The 19199-nt window shown below is 59.6% G+C and carries 20 protein-coding genes; 10 read left to right on the top strand and 10 right to left on the bottom strand.

Translation table 11 applies throughout. The annotated features are described in order from the left end of the window. Nucleotides 1-46: 46 nt before the first annotated feature. Nucleotides 47-1003 carry a LysR family transcriptional regulator gene (locus BM438_RS04535; RefSeq protein ID WP_093633111.1) on the top strand — a complete coding sequence of 319 codons (957 nt, stop codon included), beginning with the start codon at nt 47-49 and terminating at the stop codon, nt 1001-1003. A 29-nt stretch (nt 1004-1032) separates the two neighbouring features. On the opposite strand, the gene BM438_RS04530 is transcribed toward BM438_RS04535, so the two are convergent. Continuing rightward, on the bottom strand, nt 1033-1650 hold the full coding sequence (locus BM438_RS04530; protein ID WP_244179243.1) for a glutathione S-transferase family protein: 618 nt from the start codon (nt 1648-1650) through the stop codon (nt 1033-1035). Nucleotides 1651-1689: 39 nt separating this feature from the next. Next, a complete protein-coding gene (locus BM438_RS04525; RefSeq protein WP_093633110.1) occupies nt 1690-2457 on the bottom strand; it encodes an SDR family NAD(P)-dependent oxidoreductase in 768 nt (255 codons plus the stop codon). A 207-nt stretch (nt 2458-2664) separates the two neighbouring features. Between BM438_RS04525 and BM438_RS04520 the strand changes: the two genes are divergently transcribed. Continuing rightward, nucleotides 2665-3597 (top strand): LysR family transcriptional regulator, encoded by a 933-nt coding sequence (locus BM438_RS04520; RefSeq protein WP_093633109.1) that lies wholly within the window; start codon nt 2665-2667, stop codon nt 3595-3597. 35 nt (nt 3598-3632) lie between these two features. Here BM438_RS04520 and BM438_RS04515 read toward each other — a convergent pair whose 3' ends face one another. After that, nucleotides 3633-4589, bottom strand: coding sequence for a LysR family transcriptional regulator (locus BM438_RS04515; RefSeq protein WP_093633108.1), 957 nt, complete (start codon nt 4587-4589; stop codon nt 3633-3635). Between the two features lie 132 nt (nt 4590-4721). Between BM438_RS04515 and BM438_RS04510 the strand changes: the two genes are divergently transcribed. After that, nucleotides 4722-5552, top strand: coding sequence for a class I SAM-dependent methyltransferase (locus BM438_RS04510; protein ID WP_093633107.1), 831 nt, complete (start codon nt 4722-4724; stop codon nt 5550-5552). A gap of 70 nt (nt 5553-5622) precedes the next feature. Beyond that, a complete protein-coding gene (locus tag BM438_RS04505) occupies nt 5623-6144 on the top strand; it encodes a hypothetical protein (RefSeq protein ID WP_093633106.1) in 522 nt (173 codons plus the stop codon). A 34-nt stretch (nt 6145-6178) separates the two neighbouring features. Here the strand turns inward: BM438_RS04505 and BM438_RS04500 are convergent, their stop codons facing one another. Next, on the bottom strand, nt 6179-6952 hold the full coding sequence (locus BM438_RS04500) for an SDR family oxidoreductase (RefSeq protein ID WP_093633105.1): 774 nt from the start codon (nt 6950-6952) through the stop codon (nt 6179-6181). Between the two features lie 131 nt (nt 6953-7083). Between BM438_RS04500 and BM438_RS04495 the strand changes: the two genes are divergently transcribed. Continuing rightward, a complete protein-coding gene (locus BM438_RS04495) occupies nt 7084-8004 on the top strand; it encodes a LysR family transcriptional regulator (protein ID WP_093633104.1) in 921 nt (306 codons plus the stop codon). 63 nt (nt 8005-8067) lie between these two features. Here the strand turns inward: BM438_RS04495 and BM438_RS04490 are convergent, their stop codons facing one another. Further along, nucleotides 8068-9753, bottom strand: coding sequence for a phospholipase C (locus BM438_RS04490; protein ID WP_093633103.1), 1686 nt, complete (start codon nt 9751-9753; stop codon nt 8068-8070). Nucleotides 9754-10385: 632 nt separating this feature from the next. Between BM438_RS04490 and BM438_RS04485 the strand changes: the two genes are divergently transcribed. Both BM438_RS04485 and BM438_RS04480 read left to right on the top strand, forming a co-directional pair. Then, complete coding sequence (locus BM438_RS04485) at nt 10386-11033, top strand: cysteine hydrolase family protein (protein WP_093633102.1); 648 nt, start codon at nt 10386-10388, stop codon at nt 11031-11033. A gap of 67 nt (nt 11034-11100) precedes the next feature. Next, nucleotides 11101-11925, top strand: coding sequence for an alpha/beta fold hydrolase (locus tag BM438_RS04480; protein ID WP_093633101.1), 825 nt, complete (start codon nt 11101-11103; stop codon nt 11923-11925). Nucleotides 11926-11983: 58 nt separating this feature from the next. Here BM438_RS04480 and BM438_RS04475 read toward each other — a convergent pair whose 3' ends face one another. Both BM438_RS04475 and BM438_RS04470 read right to left on the bottom strand, forming a co-directional pair. Then, nucleotides 11984-12565 (bottom strand): hypothetical protein, encoded by a 582-nt coding sequence (locus BM438_RS04475; protein WP_341865733.1) that lies wholly within the window; start codon nt 12563-12565, stop codon nt 11984-11986. Nucleotides 12566-13691: 1126 nt separating this feature from the next. Beyond that, nucleotides 13692-14609 carry an AraC family transcriptional regulator gene (locus tag BM438_RS04470; RefSeq protein ID WP_208620605.1) on the bottom strand — a complete coding sequence of 306 codons (918 nt, stop codon included), beginning with the start codon at nt 14607-14609 and terminating at the stop codon, nt 13692-13694. Nucleotides 14610-14710: 101 nt separating this feature from the next. On the opposite strand from BM438_RS04470, the gene BM438_RS04465 reads away from it, so the two are divergent. Further along, nucleotides 14711-15460 (top strand): SDR family oxidoreductase, encoded by a 750-nt coding sequence (locus BM438_RS04465; protein WP_093633099.1) that lies wholly within the window; start codon nt 14711-14713, stop codon nt 15458-15460. A gap of 62 nt (nt 15461-15522) precedes the next feature. Beyond that, nucleotides 15523-16281 carry an SDR family oxidoreductase gene (locus tag BM438_RS04460; protein WP_093633258.1) on the top strand — a complete coding sequence of 253 codons (759 nt, stop codon included), beginning with the start codon at nt 15523-15525 and terminating at the stop codon, nt 16279-16281. 168 nt (nt 16282-16449) lie between these two features. Here the strand turns inward: BM438_RS04460 and BM438_RS04455 are convergent, their stop codons facing one another. Both BM438_RS04455 and BM438_RS04450 read right to left on the bottom strand, forming a co-directional pair. Next, the gene (locus tag BM438_RS04455) at nt 16450-17367 is read right to left on the bottom strand and encodes an amidohydrolase family protein (RefSeq protein ID WP_093633098.1); all 918 of its coding nucleotides are present in this window, start codon (nt 17365-17367) and stop codon (nt 16450-16452) included. 77 nt (nt 17368-17444) lie between these two features. Beyond that, the gene (locus BM438_RS04450; protein ID WP_093633097.1) at nt 17445-17897 is read right to left on the bottom strand and encodes a cupin domain-containing protein; all 453 of its coding nucleotides are present in this window, start codon (nt 17895-17897) and stop codon (nt 17445-17447) included. Nucleotides 17898-17911: 14 nt separating this feature from the next. On the opposite strand from BM438_RS04450, the gene BM438_RS04445 reads away from it, so the two are divergent. Continuing rightward, entirely contained in the window at nt 17912-18142 is a 231-nt protein-coding gene (locus BM438_RS04445) for a hypothetical protein (RefSeq protein WP_093633096.1), read from the top strand. A gap of 93 nt (nt 18143-18235) precedes the next feature. Here BM438_RS04445 and BM438_RS45340 read toward each other — a convergent pair whose 3' ends face one another. Further along, the gene (locus BM438_RS45340) at nt 18236-18445 is read right to left on the bottom strand and encodes a DUF1059 domain-containing protein (RefSeq protein ID WP_093633095.1); all 210 of its coding nucleotides are present in this window, start codon (nt 18443-18445) and stop codon (nt 18236-18238) included. Nucleotides 18446-19199: the final 754 nt, after the last annotated feature.

The raw sequence follows: 19199 nt of genomic DNA, 5'->3' as shown, positions 1-19199 counted from the left end.
ATCTGCTTCATCACTGGATTGAATGAGACATGGACATGCGTGAGTTATGGAACTGAGCGAAATCGACCTCAATCTGCTGCTGCTCTTCCAGCGGCTGATGCAGGAGCGGCGCGTGGCGACCGTCGCCGAGCAGATGAACATGAGCCAGCCCGGCGTCAGCAACGCGCTCGCCAAGCTGCGCCGCCGGCTTGGCGATCCCTTGTTCGTGCGCGGGCCGGGCGGCGTGGTGCCCACGCCGTTCGCGCTGCGTCTGGCGGAACCGGTCTCGCAGGCGCTCGCCACGCTGCACGCCGCACTCAATCCGGTGGTGGGTTTCGATCCGCTGCGCGCGATGCGCACCATGACGATCGGCATGACCGATATAGGCGAAGTCGTTTTTCTGCCTGCGCTGCTCGAACGACTGTCGCGTGTCGCGCCGGGCGTCGCACTCAATACCGTGCGCGATACAAGCGTCAATCTGAGCAACGAGATGGCCGACGGCCGGGTCGATCTGGCGATTGGCTTGCTGCCGCAACTCAAGGGTGGCTTCTATCAGCGCCGCCTGTTCGATCAGCGCTATGTGTGCCTGTTCAGGCGCGGCCATCCGCTCGAGGACGCACCGCTCACGCTCGCTGCATGGCGCGAAGCTGAGCATCTCGTGGTCGTGGCGGCCGGCACCGGCCACGGGCAGGTGGACGAATGGCTGAAACGGCGCGGCGTACGGCGCCAGGTGCGGCTGACGGTGCCGCACTTCATGAGCGTGGGCTACATCCTGCAACGCACCGATCTGATCGCCACGGTGCCGGAGCGGCTTGCCCTGCAACTGGAAACCCCTTTCTCGCTCAGCCTGCGCGCGCTGCCCATGACGCTGCCCGCCGCACCGATCCATCTGCTTTGGCACACGCGAGTCCAGCAGGACGAAGGCAATCGCTGGCTGCGCGGGGTTGTGATCGATCTGTTTGCGGACACGACAACGCCTGTCCGCAAAGCAGGGGGCAGCAAAAGAAATAGCACGCGCGGCTGAGGCCGCGCGCGCTGTCCCTATCCCTATCCCTATCCCTTGAAAGGCAGCGTACTGGAGAACGCGTCTATTTCCATCGCGCGCGCGGCCAATCGGGCAAGCTTGGGAAAAGCAGCCGGATGCACGACGTCGGGCATAAACGCCAATGATGCGGCTTGCCAGGTAATCACGACCATCACATCGGCTTGAGACAGCGCATTGCCCACCAGCCAGCCATTACCGGCTCTCGACTCGAGCATCTGAAATCCCGCCAACGCCTGCTCGCGCAGCGATGCGACGATTGTGGCGATCTGATGCTCGGGCGGGCGGATCGACTCGTCATACATATCGCTGAGCTTTCCGTAGATCGCGGATGCGATACCGATGAACTGCAAGGCGTCGCGCCGATTCACGCCGGAGGGTGCAAGCAATGCGCGTTCTGCTCCAACTTCTTCATGCAGATATTCGATGATGCCTGTGCTGTCGTAGAGAACCGCGCCGTCATCGAGCGCAAGCGCCGGCACCTTCACCATCGGGCTGTAAGGGCGTATAAGATCCTGCTGCTCGTAGGCGTGATAGGGCAGATGCTCGAACGGTATGCCAAGCAGCTTCAGCGTGATGCCGACCCGGCGGGTGTAGCCGGAAAACCATGGACCGATAAGTTTCATCATTGACTCTTCGAAATGGACTGTGTTGGGGTTCGCGATTGTTTAGAACGCTTCTTTGAAGGGGCGCAGATCGAGCTCGTGCGTCCACGCGGAACGGTGCTGGCGGTGAAGCGACCAGAAGGCATCGGCGATGGCGTCGATATCGAGCAGTCCATCGGGGCCTTTCTGCTGGACATGCTCAGTGAAGCGCGTATGCACCCGTTCTCCGTCGATGCCGCCGTCGATCACGACATGGGCAACGTGCAGCCCGAGCGGGCCGAATTCGCGCGCCATGCTTTGAGCGAGCATGCGCAAGCCGGCCTTGCTTGACGCGAAGTGGGCGAAGTTTGGTAAGCCTCGAAGTGCACCCGTCGCCCCGCTGAAAAGAATCGACCCTCGGCCCAGGGGTACAAAGCGCCGTGCGGCTTCGCGACCCACGAGAAAGCCGCCAAAACAGTTGAGCCGCCAGAACGATTCGAAGACGTCCGCTTCCATCGTCCGCAGATCCAGAGGCTGGTTGTTGCCTGCGTTGTAGGCAATGAGGTCGGCACTGCCGCCACGCTCGTCTGCTCGCATGGCGACGTCGAACAAGCGGATCACATCCGCTTCGTTCGTCACGTCCATGACGACCGTGCTTGCCGAGCCGCCTGCCTCGACAATGCTTTCGCGCACCCGTTCGATTTTCGCTTCGGTGCGTCCCGCGATGACGACATGACGCCCCTCGGTGGCGAATCGACGAGACAGGCCCGCGCCGAGCCCTTGCTCCGGCCCGACTCCGATAACCACCGCCTTTGGGCGGTCCGAGGCATGCGTTTCTCTAGCGATAGACATGAGTATTTCCCTGTTCAAGATGAACTTCGGCGCAGCTGCGAAAGCAGGTCGAACGATCTGGTCCGTTCGAGGCGCCGTTGAAGTTCGTGTGGCGATGGGTGAACGATACCGAGAACGCGCAGGCGGATAAATCGCTGCTACGATTCCACATTGTTTCTTCAGTGAAACAATCAGGCAGGCGGGGATAGGACAGCGAGGAGTCGTACCGTGGACAAGTTTCACGCCATGCAGGCGTTCATTCGAGTGGTCGAAAGCGGCACCTTCACCAAGGCTGCGCAGGTGCTCGACTTACCGAAGACGGCCGTCAGCCGTCTGATTGCGTCGCTCGAAGTCGAACTGGGCACAAAGCTGCTCAACCGCACGACGCGCAAGGTCTCGACAACAGCGGACGGCGCCGCGTACTACGAGCGCGCGCTGCAGTTGATGAGCGATCTCGCGGAGCTCGAGGGCACGATGTCGCGCGCGAAGACCAACCCGCGAGGACGCTTGCGTGTCGACCTACCTGTGCCATTAGCTCTTTCGGTGATACTTCCCGCGTTACCGGCGTTCGTCGAGCGTTATCCGGACATCGAGATCGAGTTTGGGATCAGCGATCGTCCGGTCGACCTCATTGCAGAGAATGTCGACTGTGTCGTGCGCGCGGGGGAAATCTTCGATCAATCACTCGTCGCGCGGCAGATTGGCGCCGTTAAACAAATCCTGTGCGCGACGCCAGCGTACTGGGACAGGCACGGACGGCCTTCGCATCCATCTGACCTCGAGCATGGTCACGTCGTCATTCGAACCATTGCCTCGCGAACCAATCGCCCCTTTCCGATCGTGGTGACGAAAGATCGTGAACGTGTGGAAGTGCAGAATCGGCGCGGACTGACCGCCAACGACATCATGGCGTGTTTGACCATTGGCCTCGCGGGTCTCGGTGTCGTCCATGCGTTGACGTTTTCCGCCACAGCACACCTTCAAAGCGGCGCACTCGAAGCAGTTCTGAGCGACTGGGTATCGGATCCCGTTCCTGTTTCTGTTGCCTATCAGCCCAATCGACACCTGAGCGCGAAAGCTCGCGTGTTCATCGATTGGCTCACCGAACTGTTTGCGAACAACGAATCGACCGCTAAGGGCAAGCGCGTCGCAAAGACGTAACGGATGTCACGCGTTGAAGGGATGCATCGCCGTAGCTACGTCGACGAGGGAAGACCGGGATCTGATGTGACTTCGCTTTGGCCTGCCGGGCGGCTCTTCACATGATCAATGAAGGCGCGCAGCTTCGGTGTCATCTGCCGGCGGCCTGGATAGTAGAGAAACACCCCCGGCATCACCGGCGCGAATGGCTCCAGCACGTGTACCAGTTTTCCCGTTCTCAAGCCTTCAGCGGCCATCGGCTCAGGTAGCTGGGCAAGGCCCATACCCTCGACTGCCGCGCCAAGCATGGTGGAAAAATCGTTGGCGATGAGAGGGCCGGACACGGCGATCTCGATCGCGTGGCCGTTGTCGTTGAATGACCATAGCGCGAGCGCGCCGCTGGATCGTCGCCACCGCAAGCATGCGTGCTGGCGCAGATCGTCCGTGTGCCTGGGGCGGCTGCGCGCTGCGAAGTAAGCGGGGCTACCCACGACGATGAGACGAAACGGTGGCGTCAGCGGTACGGCGACCATGTCGGCGTCGACGAACTGACCGAGCCGGATACCGGCGTCGAAGCCTTCCGCTGCAAGATCGATCAGCTCCTTGCTGGTGGCGATCTCCACTTCGACTTCGGGATAAGCCTGGCAGAAGGATGCGACAAGTGGTTCCAACAGGATCGGCACCACGGCACGCGGCACCGAAAGACGCAACAACCCGGTGGGCCGTTGACCCAGTCCGCGCGCAACCTCGCTAGCAGCGACAAGCTCGTCGAAGGCAGGCTTTGCGTGCGAAAGAAACCGTTCGCCCGCTTCGGTCAGGCCGACACTACGCGTGGTGCGTATGAAGAGCGCTGCGCCAATGCGCGCCTCGAGTACACGCACCGTCTGGCTGACGGCGGACGGTGTCACTCCGAGTTCCGCGGCTGCCCGGCGAAAACTGCGATGCTGGGCGACGCTCAGGAACACCTCTACGCCATCGAGCGCGCCTTGCCTGACTGTGAAGTTCTGCTTCATAGCCCGTCAACATTGTGATGAATAGTCGCTCGCGAGAGGCCATGGTACACCTACGCCTGTAGATGGGGGGGTCATGCCGATGTCGACTCGCAAGCCCTGAACAATCCGCTAAGACCGTGGAGGAACTCCGCAATGACTGATGCACTTGATGGCGTGCGAGATCACTATCGCGCGACCGGCCTGACCGAGCGGCTGAAGATGGCGCTCACGGTCTTTGGGCCGGAAGATCAGCGGCTCACACCGCAGCAACTGGGCGCTCTCGACCAGTTTCACACACGTGGGCTTGCTGCCACCACCGAGCTTGCCAACTTGGCCGGGATCACCGCCGATATGTCGGTGCTAGACGTCGGTTCGGGCATTGGCGGGCCGGCCCGTTTTCTGGCTGCATCCTATGGCTGCCGGGTGACGGGCATCGACCTCAGCGAACCATTCGTGGATGCCGCACGCTATCTCACCCGGCGCACAGGGCAGAGCGAACAGGTTTCGTTCCATACCGCCAGCGCGCTGGAACTTCCCTTCGAAGGCCGCCGTTTCGACGCCGTATTGCTGCAGCACGTGGCGATGAACATCTCCGAGCGCGCGCGTCTTTACCGCGAGATCGAACGCGTGCTGAAGCCACGCGGCAGGTTTGCGACGTTCGACGTCGTCGCAAACGGCAGCGAACCGTACTACCCCGTTCCCTGGGCGCGAACGCCGACAACAAGCTTTCTTCTGACGGCCGATGCGACGCGCGAAGCGATCGAACAAGCAGGTTTCCACACGCTGGCATGTCAAAACGACACCGAGGCCGCCAGGGCCTGGATCACCCAACAGGGCGCGTCAGGCCCGCCGCCCTCGCCAAATCTCGGCGTGGTGATGGGGCCGGACTTCGCGCAGCTTTTCACCAACCTGGCGCGAAATCTCCTGGAAGGCCGACTCGGCATTCTCACGGCGGTGTTCGAGACCGCATCGACGAAGCCCTGAATTCACCTGTAGAACCGCTGATCTCCTTCCTATCCTTCAACGCGCCCGACAACACCTGACTGGAGGCAACATGTCACCGGAACTTATCTTCCAAACGCAGCTTGTACTGGGCTATGTCGCCTGGCTGCTTTGCTTTCGCGTATACGTCTGGCCCAGGCTCAAGTCGATGGATCTATTCGAAGCGCAACGCGCCATCGCCACCTTGCATAGCTTCCGTTTCTTCGGGCTGGTCTTCATTCTGCCGGGCGTCGTCAGTCCCGATCTGCCTGCCAGCTTCGCCGCGTTCGCCGCATACGGTGACTTCGCAACGGGCGTTCTGGCGATGCTGGCGCTACTCGCAGCAGCAAGACGGCCGCTCTTCTGGTTATTCGTCGTGGCCTTCAATCTCGTGGGAACCACCGACCTCATCGTCGACTACTTCCACGCTATCCAGGCCGATCTTCCTGCGCGTGCAGGAGAATTTGGCACTACGTACGCGATTCCGATCATCTACGTGCCTCTGCTGATGATTACGCACGTTGCCGCCTTCTATCTGCTGCTGCGCTCCCGGCCTAAGGCGGCGCTGAGCTATTGGTCTTTCCGTAAGTCATGAACCTGGTCCCTTACCTGGTCGCTTATCTGGTTGCTTATTTGGTCGTATAACCGCCGTTGATCAGAATGGTCTGCCCCGTAATCCACCACCCATCGCTGACCAGATGGCGGACGAAGGGCACCACATCCCCAGGATCGGTCAGCCCAGTCGTGGAGAACGGTGAAAGTGCGGCGGCGGTCTTGTGATAAGCCACCGCGTCCGCGCCTTCGGCGGGATAGAAGAACGGCGTGTCCATGGGGCCGGGTCCGATGGCTGTCACCGAGATGCCCCGCGCGCCGAATTCCTTGGCCGCCGCGCGCGTGAAATGTTCGACCGGCGCCTTGGTGCCTGCATAGGCCGCGTAAAACGGCGTGAACGCGCCAAGCAGCGACGTGACGAGCGTCACGATCTTGCCGTTGTCATTGACGTGCTTGCCGGCTTCTTTAAGGAAGAAGAACGCAGACTTGGAATTGACCGCCGTCATTTCATCGTACTCAGCCTCGGTGATGTCCACGAATGGCTTCTTCAACACCTTGCCTACCGTATTGATCGCAATATCGGGGCGGCCGACGGCAGCGACGACATCCGCGAACAGCTTCTCAATCGCGCCGGCCGATGTCAGGTCGGCCTGGAATGCGACCGCCTTCGCGCCCGCTGCTTCGATCGCGGCCAGTGTCTCGTCTGCCGAAGCTTTCGAGCTCGCGCTGTTGTAGTGGATCGCCACTGCCTTGGCGCCCTGTGCCGCGAGATCCCGCGCAATCAGTCCACCGAGATTCTTCGCCCCGCCCGCAATCACGACGGTTTTGCCTTTGATGCTGTGGTTTGCCATGGTCCATCCCCAGTACCGAAGCCGCCCGATGCAGCCTCTCACCCTGCTGGATGATATATTCCAGGAAAATCATTTAAACCTACTGTTTCTGACATCACTGGTCAGAAAAGTCGAACAGTGGAAAAGGGCCCGTGGATCGTATTGACCTGTTTCGCGTGTTTGCACGCGTTGTCGAATGCGCGAATTTCACGCGCGCGGCGGACACGCTCGGCCTGCCTCGCTCGTCGGTATCCGCGGCGATTCAGGAGCTGGAAGGGCGGATCGGCGCCCGGCTGCTGCATCGGACAACGCGCAAGGTGTCGCCGACCCAGGACGGCGCCGCGCTCTATGAGCGCTGCCTGCGTCTGATCGCCGATGTCGAGGAGACCGAGAACCTGTTTCGGCAAACATCGGTAGGACCGAGCGGCGTGTTGCGCGTCGATGTGCCGGGCCGTATCGGCCGGCTGATCATTGCACCCGCGCTGCCGGAATTTCTCGTCGCGTTTCCGAACATCGATATCGAGCTCGGCCTGACCGATCGGGCGATCGACCTTGTCGAAGAGCGCGTCGATTGCGCGCTTCGCGTTGGCAAGCTGCAAGATTCCGGCACGATTGCGCGGCCCATCGGCAATCTGCCGTTGATCAATGTTGCGAGCCCACTCTATTTGTCTCAGCGCGGTACGCCTCGTACGCCCGGCGATCTGGCGAGCCACCAGGCCGTTCACTATGCGTCGCCATCGAGTGGACGTATCGCGCCATGGGAATGGCTCGATGGCGAAACCGTGAAGACGTTGACCACGCAAGGCCGCGTGAGCGTCAACAGCGCCGAGGCGTATATCGCGTGCTGCCTTGCGGGACTCGGTCTGATCCAGATTCCTGCCTACGATGTGCAGCAGCATCTACGTGTCGGCGAACTGATTGAGGTGATGCCCGAATACCGGGCTGCGCCGATGCCGATGACCTTGCTCTATCCGCACCGGCAGCATTTATCGCGCAGAGTTCAGGTGTTCGCCGACTGGCTCGAGGCGCTGTTGAAAGGGCAACTCATTGGCGATTCATGCGGAAGAAAATGAAGCAGCCCGCGATAGCGGGCTGCGGCGCAAGACATTCATCCTCGGAAGGATAAGCGTTACGTGTCAGATGGATGGAGGCGTCTTGACGGGCAAGCCAGAGGTCGGATCGAGGTAGAGCTTGCTCTCCCGGTGCTCATCGTGGCGGCGGTTGAAATCGAACATACCCGTGATGCTGCCCGCCTTCGCGTCGAACGAGCCGCCTCCGATCCGGTTGCCATCAAGCCAGTTGTCTTCGATGAAACGCACTACTGACGACTGATCGATCGGCGTATGGTCGACGTAGTTCTGTTTCGCCCATGGCGAAATCACAACAAACGGGATGCGAGTACCGGGACCGCACCGGCCGTTAACCGGTTTGCCATTTAATCCGTCGGGTCCGGTGCCTGAGCCGCAAATTCCTGGGCCGGTCAACTGATCCGCGACCGAGTCGAACGAAGCGCTCGTCGGCAGCGCGTATGCGTGGTCGTACCAGCCGTCGGAGTCATCCCATGCCAGGATAACGGCCGTGTCACGCCAATCCGGTTGCTGTTGCAGGAAGTTGACGACCTTCGTAACGAACGCCTGCTCGTCAAGCGGGTCCGAGTACCCGGCGTGACCGTCTTCATAGGCAGGCGCCTTCAGGAAGCTCACCGCAGGGAAATTGCCAGCTTGAACAGCACGATAGAAATCGTCGATATCGTACTGGTGATTCGCGGGATCGACGCTCGAGCGATGTGCCCCGTAGGTATGCCCAATGGCCGACACCGAACTGGGCCGCAAATGCTGAGGGTTTGACGTCGACGCGTAGTACTGGAACCAGTTGTGGTGCGGAATGTAGTCGGCCGTGGCGGCGCCGACCACTTGCGACGTCGTGCTGCGTTTGCATCCTGTCGTTCCGTTGCTGTTCGTGGTGGACAGATTGAAGCCACCCATGAAGCCGCCCCACGAAATGTTGCGCGCGTTGAGCAGGTCGCCGATGTTCTTACCAGTCATCTGCGCGGTATCGGTGGTACTCGAGCACAGGTCGTTGGCGGGATCGACGTCGTTGATCATCGTGAATCCGCCTTGGCCGTCGTTGACGTAATACGAGCCGGCCGTCGAGGGCTGCTTCGAGGTCAAGACGACTTTCATGCCGTTGGTCTGTCCCGAGACGACTTCGAGCGCACCTGGCGTCGACGGACCATATGTCGCTGTATAGGCGTTATCGCTCATCGCGAAGTTCTGCGCGTAGTTCCAGAGCGCCGTGACCGTATTGCCGTCGTAGTAACCCATCACCTGGCCGGCCGTGCCGAACGCACCGGCGCCGCCTGTGGTGCCGGTGCCCGTGTATTTCGGAAATAGGTCGACCTTGCCGTTGTCGTATGCCTGCTGCTCAGCCGTGTACGCATGGTTCTGGTCGGCTGTGGCCGCCTGCGTGCGATCGAGACGGAACGGGTTGGCAGCGCCCGCGCCATTGGCGGCGTTCGTATAGTTCGGGTTGGCCGTCAACAACGTGCCCGATAAGCCGTTCACCTCTGGCGTGCCGGCTTGCGCTGCAAACGCAGGTTCTCCAGACGGATTTGCCGCACGCGGGTAGGTCGCGAAGTAGTGATCGAACGATACGTTCTCCCCGTAGATCACTACCAGATGCTTGATGGGTGTGGCTGTATGGACTTCATCCCGCCGGGAGCCATGCTGGTCCCCGTCGTGGTCTTCGCTGGCGCTCCATGCAGCCGTCGTCGCAAGAGCGACAGCCGTGAGCGAGATAACGGTAATCCGACGCCAAAGCATTGTGTGGCTCCCAGTAGTGTTACCCAAAGATAATCGCGGTGCCGGGACGGCTTATCTAACCTGCTTCACAACGCTGATCCGATCTGACAACAGGGGGCCACGCGGAGGTTGCATGACAACAAGCGCCAACCATTCAATCACGCGCGTATGAATGATTGGGGTCAAGAAGCTTTCATGTTGTTTCGATTCGCGATCTGCGTATCGGGGAGCCAACTCGATCGTGGCTGGGAGGAGGTTAGTGATTGATCGGCTGAAGTGGCCGTAGCCGGCAATCTCCCGCCATCGTTCGCGCGATCGGTCGGTCATTCGGACGTCGGCTTGGCGCCGACAACGGACCTTAACTGTTTATACGTGTCCGAACGGAAGCGCGGCCAGGCTGTCGCGGAAACAGCCTTTTGCATGCCAGATCCCAACGATCGCGCTGACTTCTTAAGCATTGGCTTGTTAATAGCGTGCACGCGGAGTCAACATGCGGCCTCATCAAGCACCCCGTCATTCGGCGCCCGGGTGCAAATCCCCCAATGCGCAATCCGACCCTCGTTGCTTTCCAGTCCTCCGTTTCCTAATCTGATCGGGGAGGCCCGGGTCGATGAAAATCGGCGAACCGTCATGCACTCTATTGGAGGTCCGAAGTGTTTTTCGATCGAACTGAGACAGCTGTGGTTTTCATCGACCCGCAAGTCGATGTCTTAAGCAAGAACGGCAAGAACTGGGGCGCAGTGGGAGCAAGCGTGACAGAGAATAAGACGGTAGAAAACATGCTGCGAATCTTCAAGGCGGCGAAGTCCGCAAAGTTTATGGTCTTTATCTCGCCACATTACTTTTTCCCGACCGATCGCGTGTGGAAATTCAATGGACCGCTGGAGACAGATGAATTCGCTACCGGCACGTTTGCGCGTAGTGGTCAGTTGAATCTGGAAGGTTTTGAAGGCTCCGGCGCAGACTGGCTCGACGAATTCAAGCCTTACATCAACGACGGCGCGACGGTTGTTGTGAGTCCGCACAAGGTCTTCGGACCGCAAACCAACGATCTCGTCCTTCAACTGCGTAAGCGAGGAGTTAGGAAGGTGGTACTGGGAGGCATGCTTGCCAACATGTGCGTGGAGTCACATCTGCGTGATCTGCTCGAACAGGGATTCGAGGTCCATGTCGTTAGCGATGCCACTGCCGGACCGCGTCATCCCGTTTGGGGCGACGGCTACAAGGCGGCGATGATCAACTACGCGTTTCTCGCGCACGGCGTGGTGACTACCGACGAGGTTGTGGCCTCAATGGAATGACGCACGAGTTCACGCCGATGGCTCACTTTTTATCGAAAGATCGCCTTGGTAAGTAAGGAGAATGACAATGAACACAGTCACGACGAAAGACGGTATTCAGATCTTCTACAAGGACTGGGGAACCGGGCAGCCTATCGTTTTCTCACACGGATGGCCACTGAGCGCTGACGATTGGGATGCCCAGATGATGTTCTTCCTGAACGCCGGCTTCCGTGTCATCGCGCATGACCGTCGCGGTCACGGGCGTTCAACGCAGACGGCCGACGGTCATGATATGGATCACTACGCCGATGATCTCGCGGCCGTTACCGAACATCTTGACCTTAAAAATGCAGTCCACGTGGGCCACTCGACCGGGGGCGGTGAGGTTGTTCGCTATCTCGCGCGTCACGGCGAGAGTCGCGTAACCAAGGCGGTACTGATCAGCGCTGTGCCACCGCTGATGGTGAAGACCGCTAACAACCCGGAAGGCCTTCCCAAGGATGTTTTTGATGGATTTCAGGCGCAGGTTGCCAACAACCGCTCGCAGTTTTACCGTGATGTTGCTGCCGGGCCGTTCTACGGTTATAACCGGCCAGGGGCCAAACCGTCCGAAGGCGTGATCCTGAACTGGTGGCGTCAGGGAATGGAGGGCGGAGCCAAAGCGCACTATGACGGAATCGTGGCCTTTTCCCAGACAGATTTCACCGAAGACCTGAAGAAGATCAAAGTCCCGACGTTAGTGATGCACGGCGACGACGATCAAATCGTACCTTATGCCGACTCTGGGCCGCTGAGCGCGAAATTGCTGCAGAACGGCACCTTGAAAACCTACAAAGGCTTCCCACACGGCATGCCCACCACGCAAGCCGATACGATCAACGCGGATCTCCTGGCGTTCATCAATTCCTGAGTCGTCAGGCATCCTGGTGCGCCTGGGGCGAGCAAACGTGAACCCATCCGGGACTCGACTAGCGGAAGCCGAAGACCAGGACCTTTTTCCCCTCAAATCTTTCTTGCGCAGCTTGCTCGCAATACGGTGGACACGTTATGCCGTCCGGAGTCGCGCCTGAAGCGGTGATCCCTTTGGAGGCAATCGATTCGATGAGCGTCCCATCGTCAGCGACGATGATTTCCAGGTCAACCTCGACGCCGGCCGGTGTGGGTCCGCCAGCGGTATAAATGATCTGCATGGTGCGGGTGCAATCGGAGTTCACCGTGTAGGTTCCGCTCTGGTACAGATTGAATGTAGTCTGCCCCCCTTTCGGCAGGCCGGCGATAACCCCGAAGTCGGTGCGTGAAAAATGGCCCGCGCCGTCGAACGTCACCAGGGCTATGTCATCGAGGATCAACGACGAGGAGTATTTGTGCACGCTACCATCTGGACCAATCAATCCAAGAATTTCTCCGTGACCGGTAAACCCATACGGTCCCTTTAGTGTTGCGTTCGAGCAAAGCCCGCCGGAACTGCCGGCCTGCGCGGCGCCACTGAGCGAGAGAAGTGCAACGGCGATCGCTGAAAGAATGCTGAAATGCTTGATCTTCACGATCATCTCCTTGTCACTGAACCAGGCACGTAACATCAGAGCGCGCAGGGGCCTACTACCTGGCGAGATAGGCGCCCAATTCAAACAAATGAAATGACAAGCGGCCGCTGTGCTACCCTGCTGACGCCGTCTGCGGAGCAAGCGATGAGACACCGGGAGGCCGTCAGGGTGACGGCCTGTTCGCGAGCGTGAGGAGAGAGGGCCCATACGTGGGCCAACGTAATGATTGGCGAAACGCTTCACCAGGCAGTCATTTTTCGCCCGGGGTCGGCAGACACGTGCAGATGGGGTGCACGAAAGTCCGCGCAATTGTGACTTCGTGAGTCAGCCACGCTTTAAAGTCGCATAGCAAAAAGTAGCGTAATCCGCGATCTTCGCAGACGCCAGATGAATATCGGACAAAAGGCAGGCGCATTCAGAATCGCGGGGGGTGAATGATGGACCGTTGCGCGATAGCGAATGACTGCGAGGGCCTCTCCGGCCTGCCAGCATGTAGGCAAGGATGACCATTGCACGTTGGAAGCTGCCGTTGACGCGGCCTCCGATCATTGTCGGAAACGGGTCGAGCTGAGTTGCTCATCGTCCGGCTAATTTCCGCCATTAGCGGTCCGTGGCACATCCCGCGAATTTGATGGTGTTATGGCAATTTGCATGGCAACTTACCCAACATTCGACAGGTGGGTACAGTTCGTCGTGTGCGGCCGGCCGTCGATTTGGCAAGGACCGGCTATCTGTGCACATTCACTCAAGACCCAATGCAGTCACTCGAATGTCTCGTTCACTCAAACAACCGTCATTCGCGAGTCGCCTTGAGCCATCGGCTCCTTGGCCTGAGCGGTCATCGGTCGCCCGAGGGTTAAGTGGTGGCTCCACGAACCAAAGAGAACGGAGCGAGATTTATTCGTAGTCCTCTGGCTGTCAGACCGCAAAGTCGATGCGGCGTCCTATTACCGCGCGAGCGGTTTCAGTCCTTCGACCCGTTGCCGCCGTTCCACTCGTCAAACGCGAAGGAGACAAGTGAACACCCCGCCGCCGACCGAGCTATCTGGCGATGGCGCAGCACGTACGCGTGGGACATGATTGAGCCAGGGACACGCGTGTCCAGATCCGGAAGGAACCTCTTTCCGTCGTCTTACGCGCCGTTCGCGGCAGCCTGCTCCTCGCGCGCATACTGGGTAGGTGGCCGGCCGACGTGCCGCGTGAAGGCGACGCTGAAGGTACTGGCGGAACTGTAGCCAACGCGCTGCGCAATCTCGGCGACACGCCCTTCGTTGCGGCGCAGCAGGTTCTTCGCCAATGCCATGCGCCACGTGAGCAGGTATTCCATCGGCGCGACGCCGACCGCGCGGCTGAAGCGCTCGGAAAAAGTCGAGCGCGAGAGCGCGGCCTCCTTTGCGAGCTCTGCAACGGTCCACGCGTGCGTTGGGTGTTCGTGCATCTCTCGGATCGCGGCGGCGAGGCGGCCGTCGGCGAGTCCGCGCACCAGGCCCGGTGACGCGCTCGTTCCTGCTGTGGACCGCAGCGCCTCGATCAGCAGTACTTCCAGCAGTCGCGAAAGCACCACCTCGCGCGCGGGCCGCTGCTCGCGCGTTTCCTCTCGCACAAGTTGTACGAGCGTGGCTAGCCGCTGTTCGCCGCGAACATGCACGAGTTGCGGCAGCAGCGAGACTAGTAGGGTCGCATCCGGTGAACCGAAGCTGCAGTGCCCCGCCACCATTCGTAAGTCGATCGGGCTGCCCGGAGCGCCGATTCTGAATTCACCGTTGCCCAGCGCGATGGGCGCCGCCGTTTCGACGCCCGGCGGTGGCAGCTCGAGACTGGACATCGCGACGCCGTACGCCGCAGGAATCAGGACGAAGTCACCCGGAAGCAGCTCGATTGGCTCGTGTCCGTCGATCGCGAGGCGGCACCCGCCCTCGAGGATCACGCAATAGAACGGCTGGCCAGCATCCGAGCGACTGATGCGCCACGGGCTGGCGCCGTGAACAAGTTTGGAAAACCGGGCATTCGGCTGCAGCAGCGTCACCACCTCGGCTAACGGATCGATCATCGCCGGACTCCTGCAAATGAAATTCGGATTATTGATTGTAGCAAGTACGACATCGGCGATCTATCGTATGGGCACACACAGACCAACACACAGGAATTTCCATGAAAACCGTTCTGATCACCGGCTGCTCTTCCGGATTCGGCCTCGAGATCGCCCGCTTCTTTCTGGCACGCGACTGGCAGGTCATCGCCACGATGCGCACGCCGCGTGCCGACGTGCTGCCGCCTTCAGACCGCTTGCGCGTGCTGGCGCTCGACGTCACGAATCCAGAGAGCATTCGCGAGGCTGTCGAGGCTGCAGGCCCGATCGATGTTCTCGTCAACAACGCGGGCTTCGGTGCGGCTTCCCCGGGCGAACTCGTTCCACTCGCGACGGTGCGCGAGCTTTTCGAGACCAACACCATCGGCACGATCGCATTGACGCAAGCGGTGTTGCCGCAGTTTCGGCAACGCAAGGCGGGCGTTGTCGTGAACGTTACGTCGAGCGTGACGCTGAAGGCAATCCCTCTGATCGCCGCGTATCGCGCGAGCAAAGCGGCGGTGAACGCGTTCACCGAGTCGATTGCGCTGGAGCTCGAGCAGTTCGGCGTGCGGGTGCGCCTGGTGCTGCCGGGTCGGGCGCCCGAGACCCGCTTCGGAGACAACGCGCGTTCCCGCATGCACGGCTTCGACCACGAAGCCTATGCCGATCTCGTCAAGAGCGTTCTTGCGAGGTTGACGGACACGTCGTCCCCGGTCACCCGGGCACAGGACGTCGCCGAAGCTGTATGGCGCGCGGCGACCGACCCGTCATCCCCGATGCGCATCCCGGCCGGCGCTGACGCTGAAGCATGGGCTGCCGAGGCTCGCTGAACGACTGGCGCCACCGCTCTGAATTTCTGCGCGCTACTGCGCACTACGACAAGGAAATTGCCATGCAGGACAAACCCGTCGCCCTGGTCACCGGGGCTAATCAAGGAATTGGTCTTCAGATTGCAAAGGATCTCGCGGGACACGGCTTCACTTTACTGGTCGGGTCGCGCGATCTCGAACGCGGCGAGGCAGCGGCCAGGGAGGTTGGGCCGGACGCCCACGCGCTCCAGCTCGACGTGACGGATCAGGCTTCGATCATTGCCGCAGCGGAGCGCGTGGGCAACGAGTTTGGCCGCCTCGACGTGCTTATCCAGAACGCAGCCATTTCGAATACGAAAAAGCTTCCCGGTCAGTCCGTCGAGGAATATGCGAAGACGACCCGCCCGAGCAACGTGTCCATCGATGAAATGCGTGCGGTGTGGGACACCAACGTGTTCGGCGTTCTTGCCTTCTACCAGGCGATGCTGCCGCTTCTGCGCAAGACGCCGGGCGCACGCATCGTCAACGTGTCGAGCGGCGTTGGGTCGCTAGCGACGAACTCGAACCCGGCCTTCCCCTACCGCTCGATCTTCGGCCCCGTCTACCCTGCATCCAAAACGGCGCTCAACGCTTTGACGGTCGCCATGGCAATCGAGCTGGAGCCGGAGGGGATCAAGGTCAATGCCGTCTCGCCGGGCTTTACAAGGACGAACCTCAACGGATATGCGGGCACGGAAACTGTCGAGGAGGGCGCTCGTGAGGCGGTGCGCGTAGCACTGCTGGGCCCGGACAGCCCGACAGGAACGTTCACGCGGTGGGAAAACGAAACGATCCCGTGGTGATGTAGTCTCGTGCGCGTGATCGAAGGGATCGATGGATTGGGCCAGGGCAAATGCAAATTGGCCGTTCGCTTGAACCATCGGTCACTGCGTCGCGTTTAGCAGACTTGCATAGGAGCAGTCCGACGGACTGCAGAGGAGCGCGCGGCCGACTAGGGCGAATCGCGTTGATCACGTTGGATTGAACCAGCGGTCAGCAACACCAAAGAATATCTCGTCTGTTTCGCTGGCTGAGAAGCCAGCGACCAATTGCGCAAATCTATCGTAAAGCTCAGCAAATCCCGTTGACAGCTTCGCAACAGGCATGTGGCTACCGAACATGCATCGCGATACGCCGAAGATGTCGATTGCGGTCAACACCCAGGGGGCTGCCTCACTAACGGACCACTGCATGCCAAAGATACATTCCAGCGCAGAGATGTCGACGCAAATGTTTTCACAACCGGCAAGCTGTACAAGATCCCGTTTCCACCGGTCAAAGCCGGTTTTGCTCAGGTCGAGCGGCCACCCCATCAATGCGATGGTGAAACCGATATTCGGATGATTTTGTATGGTGCGAGTCAAGTCGGGCATTTGATGGGCGAATATTTCGAGCCCACACTTGAAGTTGTACTTGCCCAATAAAGCCAGCGATTTGCTCCATGTTGAATCCGTCAGCAAATCTGGCCGTTTGGCGAATCGCTTCAAAGGGTTGTCATCGTCCCAAACAAGATGTTCCCGAACCGATGTGAGATTGGAAAGCGCACTGTATTGCTCCAGCTTGCGTTCCAACTCGGGATCGAGGAAGTCAACGAATGCGACTAGCGCATGACGTATCGCGCTTCGGGCTGCCGCCTGTTGCGCCCAAGCCGCCTCCTTGAAGGGGTCGGACGAAAGGAACTCGTGCCACACGACGGCCTCGACGTTATAACCATCGCTGTCGGCAAGATAGTCGTCCAGCAGGTAACGCCTGGGCAGCGCATCGTAATTGCCGACAAACGCCTCGTAGTTGGGGTCGACCTCATCCAGAAATGTGTGCCGGTTTCGTTTGTGATCGTAGAAGTGAAGGTGTGAATCGACGACTCTGGCGACGGGGCTGAATTTTTTCATGGCTAACGAAGGCGACCTCGCGCCGGCAGCACGGAAATATGGGCATCTACGGCAAGATGCATCGTCACTCAGCTCAATCAGAGCGATGAAGGCAGAACGCTCGACCAGTCAGGCAAGGCATCAAGATCCGGCCGCATTGTGACGCTTTCCTGTTCGTTGGGATCGGTTCGGGCGATTACCGCGACACAAGGCTCATCCGCGCTCGCGTTGTACGGAACATGCGGCATCCCTGCCGGGATGTAGAAGAAATCTCCGGCCCGAACCACCGCATGGCGCTCCAATCGTTCGCCATACCAGCATCCCGAGATGCCGCTCAGCTGATAGATGGCCGTCTCATGCTCCGCATGGAGATGGGCTTTGGCCCGGGCAGCCGGCGGAATTGTTGCCAGCTGAAGATGCACATGCTTCGATCCCACACTTTCAGCTGAGATACCTACCGCATAGGTCAGCCCTTGCTTCCCCTCGAACTGTGGGCCAGCGTGCACCAGTTGACAGGTGGGAGTGTCAGGCTTGTTTGCGCTGATGTTCATCGCTTCTCCAAACAATGAGCGCCGACGTCGGCGAAATGGCGTGCATACGACCGCAGATTACACCCGTTCATTGTTTGAAAACGGTCGTTCCTTATCGGCAGATGCCGGGCCAATTCCAGGCGTTCATCATCGAGAGAGCGGAGACGTTCGAACGGCTGACCGCTGAGCCTGGAAAAGGACAAAAAACCGGCATCCCAGTTTTGCCGGTCTGCTGTATGGAGTTGGCCAGGAAAAAGGACGAATGATGCTCAAGTTCCTCAACCGCCTGTTCAGCAACAACAAGCGGAATCGGTTGGGACCGTCGCAGACAGACCGGGCACTCGAGACTCGGCGAACGTTCAAAGGTCGGGCGCCGCGTTCCATTTTGGTTTCATTTCTTTCCCCCACTTCTGCGGATCTTGTTTGTGCATCTTTTCCATTTCCTTCGCGACATCCGGATGCTTTTCCATGACGTGTTTCGTCATGACTTTTACCATTTCATCCCATGATTCAGCCGATAACTCCTGATCACATTGGCCGCCGAGCTCCTTGCACGTCATGGTTTTCATTTGGAATCTCCTTCTAACTTCTACCAGTAATATGGGCGCGAGATAACACTTACAGACACGCGACGGCACATGTCGCCAGAGCCGGCGACGCATGCTGGATGCGAGGTTCAAATTTCGCGCAATTACTGGACCTGCCGTCATGAATTTAGGGCAGGTGAACTGTGACGGAAGGCCAGACAGTGACCCGACGTCAGGTGCACCAAACTCCGGTCATTCAGATCACGCAGCCGAAGGACCGCTCCGGGTCGACAGGAGAAATTCGAGCCGAGGCCGATCTGATGACTGACGGGGGCTGGCCGAACTTCCAGATCGGCCATTTTCAGTCGTTCGCTCGCGCCCGCGGATGGACACTCAAATGTCGGCTCCAGAGACAGTAGCGGCCCCTCACACATCTAGCTGATCAGTCGCATCTCGGCCTTTGTATTTTTATCGCTGACCTGCGCAAACGACAATTTGCGGTTTGGTTTTGGTACGGATCTACGCATCTGCGGGTAGTTCGGAATCTCGAGGCCCTTACTGATCTCAGCGCCCTCGTCACACCATAGGGAATCGCTTCGTCGATCCCAACGGTCGTAGATATTGAACATCTCGCCATTCAGATAAGCAGGGACGATATCGACACCTTCAGGCGCTTCGCATTGCGGGGCACCTACGCAGCAGCCCGTCGATGCGTCGCTAGCAATGCCGCCAGCCGAATCGAGCGTGGTGTCCCTCGGGCTGCGCAAGAACCAGAAAAACTTGACAGTGCGAGCAC

It is taken from the genome of Paraburkholderia aspalathi (genome assembly GCF_900116445.1).
Lineage (GTDB): Bacteria > Pseudomonadota > Gammaproteobacteria > Burkholderiales > Burkholderiaceae > Paraburkholderia > Paraburkholderia aspalathi.
This window is presented reverse-complemented; position numbering and strand designations above follow the sequence as displayed.

Coding starts and splice junctions, on each gene's coding strand:
- BM438_RS04490 (WP_093633103.1), bottom strand. CDS start 9,753: ATGCTTTGGCGTCGGATTACCGTTATCTCGCTCACGGCTGTCGCTCTT.
- BM438_RS04460 (WP_093633258.1), top strand. CDS start 15,523: ATGCAGGACAAACCCGTCGCCCTGGTCACCGGGGCTAATCAAGGAATT.
- BM438_RS04465 (WP_093633099.1), top strand. CDS start 14,711: ATGAAAACCGTTCTGATCACCGGCTGCTCTTCCGGATTCGGCCTCGAG.
- BM438_RS04480 (WP_093633101.1), top strand. CDS start 11,101: ATGAACACAGTCACGACGAAAGACGGTATTCAGATCTTCTACAAGGAC.
- BM438_RS04455 (WP_093633098.1), bottom strand. CDS start 17,367: ATGAAAAAATTCAGCCCCGTCGCCAGAGTCGTCGATTCACACCTTCAC.
- BM438_RS04500 (WP_093633105.1), bottom strand. CDS start 6,952: ATGGCAAACCACAGCATCAAAGGCAAAACCGTCGTGATTGCGGGCGGG.
- BM438_RS04450 (WP_093633097.1), bottom strand. CDS start 17,897: ATGAACATCAGCGCAAACAAGCCTGACACTCCCACCTGTCAACTGGTG.
- BM438_RS04505 (WP_093633106.1), top strand. CDS start 5,623: ATGTCACCGGAACTTATCTTCCAAACGCAGCTTGTACTGGGCTATGTC.
- BM438_RS04445 (WP_093633096.1), top strand. CDS start 17,912: ATGAGCGCCGACGTCGGCGAAATGGCGTGCATACGACCGCAGATTACA.
- BM438_RS04535 (WP_093633111.1), top strand. CDS start 47: ATGGAACTGAGCGAAATCGACCTCAATCTGCTGCTGCTCTTCCAGCGG.
- BM438_RS04530 (WP_244179243.1), bottom strand. CDS start 1,650: ATGATGAAACTTATCGGTCCATGGTTTTCCGGCTACACCCGCCGGGTC.
- BM438_RS04470 (WP_208620605.1), bottom strand. CDS start 14,609: ATGATCGATCCGTTAGCCGAGGTGGTGACGCTGCTGCAGCCGAATGCC.
- BM438_RS04510 (WP_093633107.1), top strand. CDS start 4,722: ATGACTGATGCACTTGATGGCGTGCGAGATCACTATCGCGCGACCGGC.
- BM438_RS04515 (WP_093633108.1), bottom strand. CDS start 4,589: ATGAAGCAGAACTTCACAGTCAGGCAAGGCGCGCTCGATGGCGTAGAG.
- BM438_RS45340 (WP_093633095.1), bottom strand. CDS start 18,445: ATGAAAACCATGACGTGCAAGGAGCTCGGCGGCCAATGTGATCAGGAG.
- BM438_RS04475 (WP_341865733.1), bottom strand. CDS start 12,565: ATGATCGTGAAGATCAAGCATTTCAGCATTCTTTCAGCGATCGCCGTT.
- BM438_RS04525 (WP_093633110.1), bottom strand. CDS start 2,457: ATGTCTATCGCTAGAGAAACGCATGCCTCGGACCGCCCAAAGGCGGTG.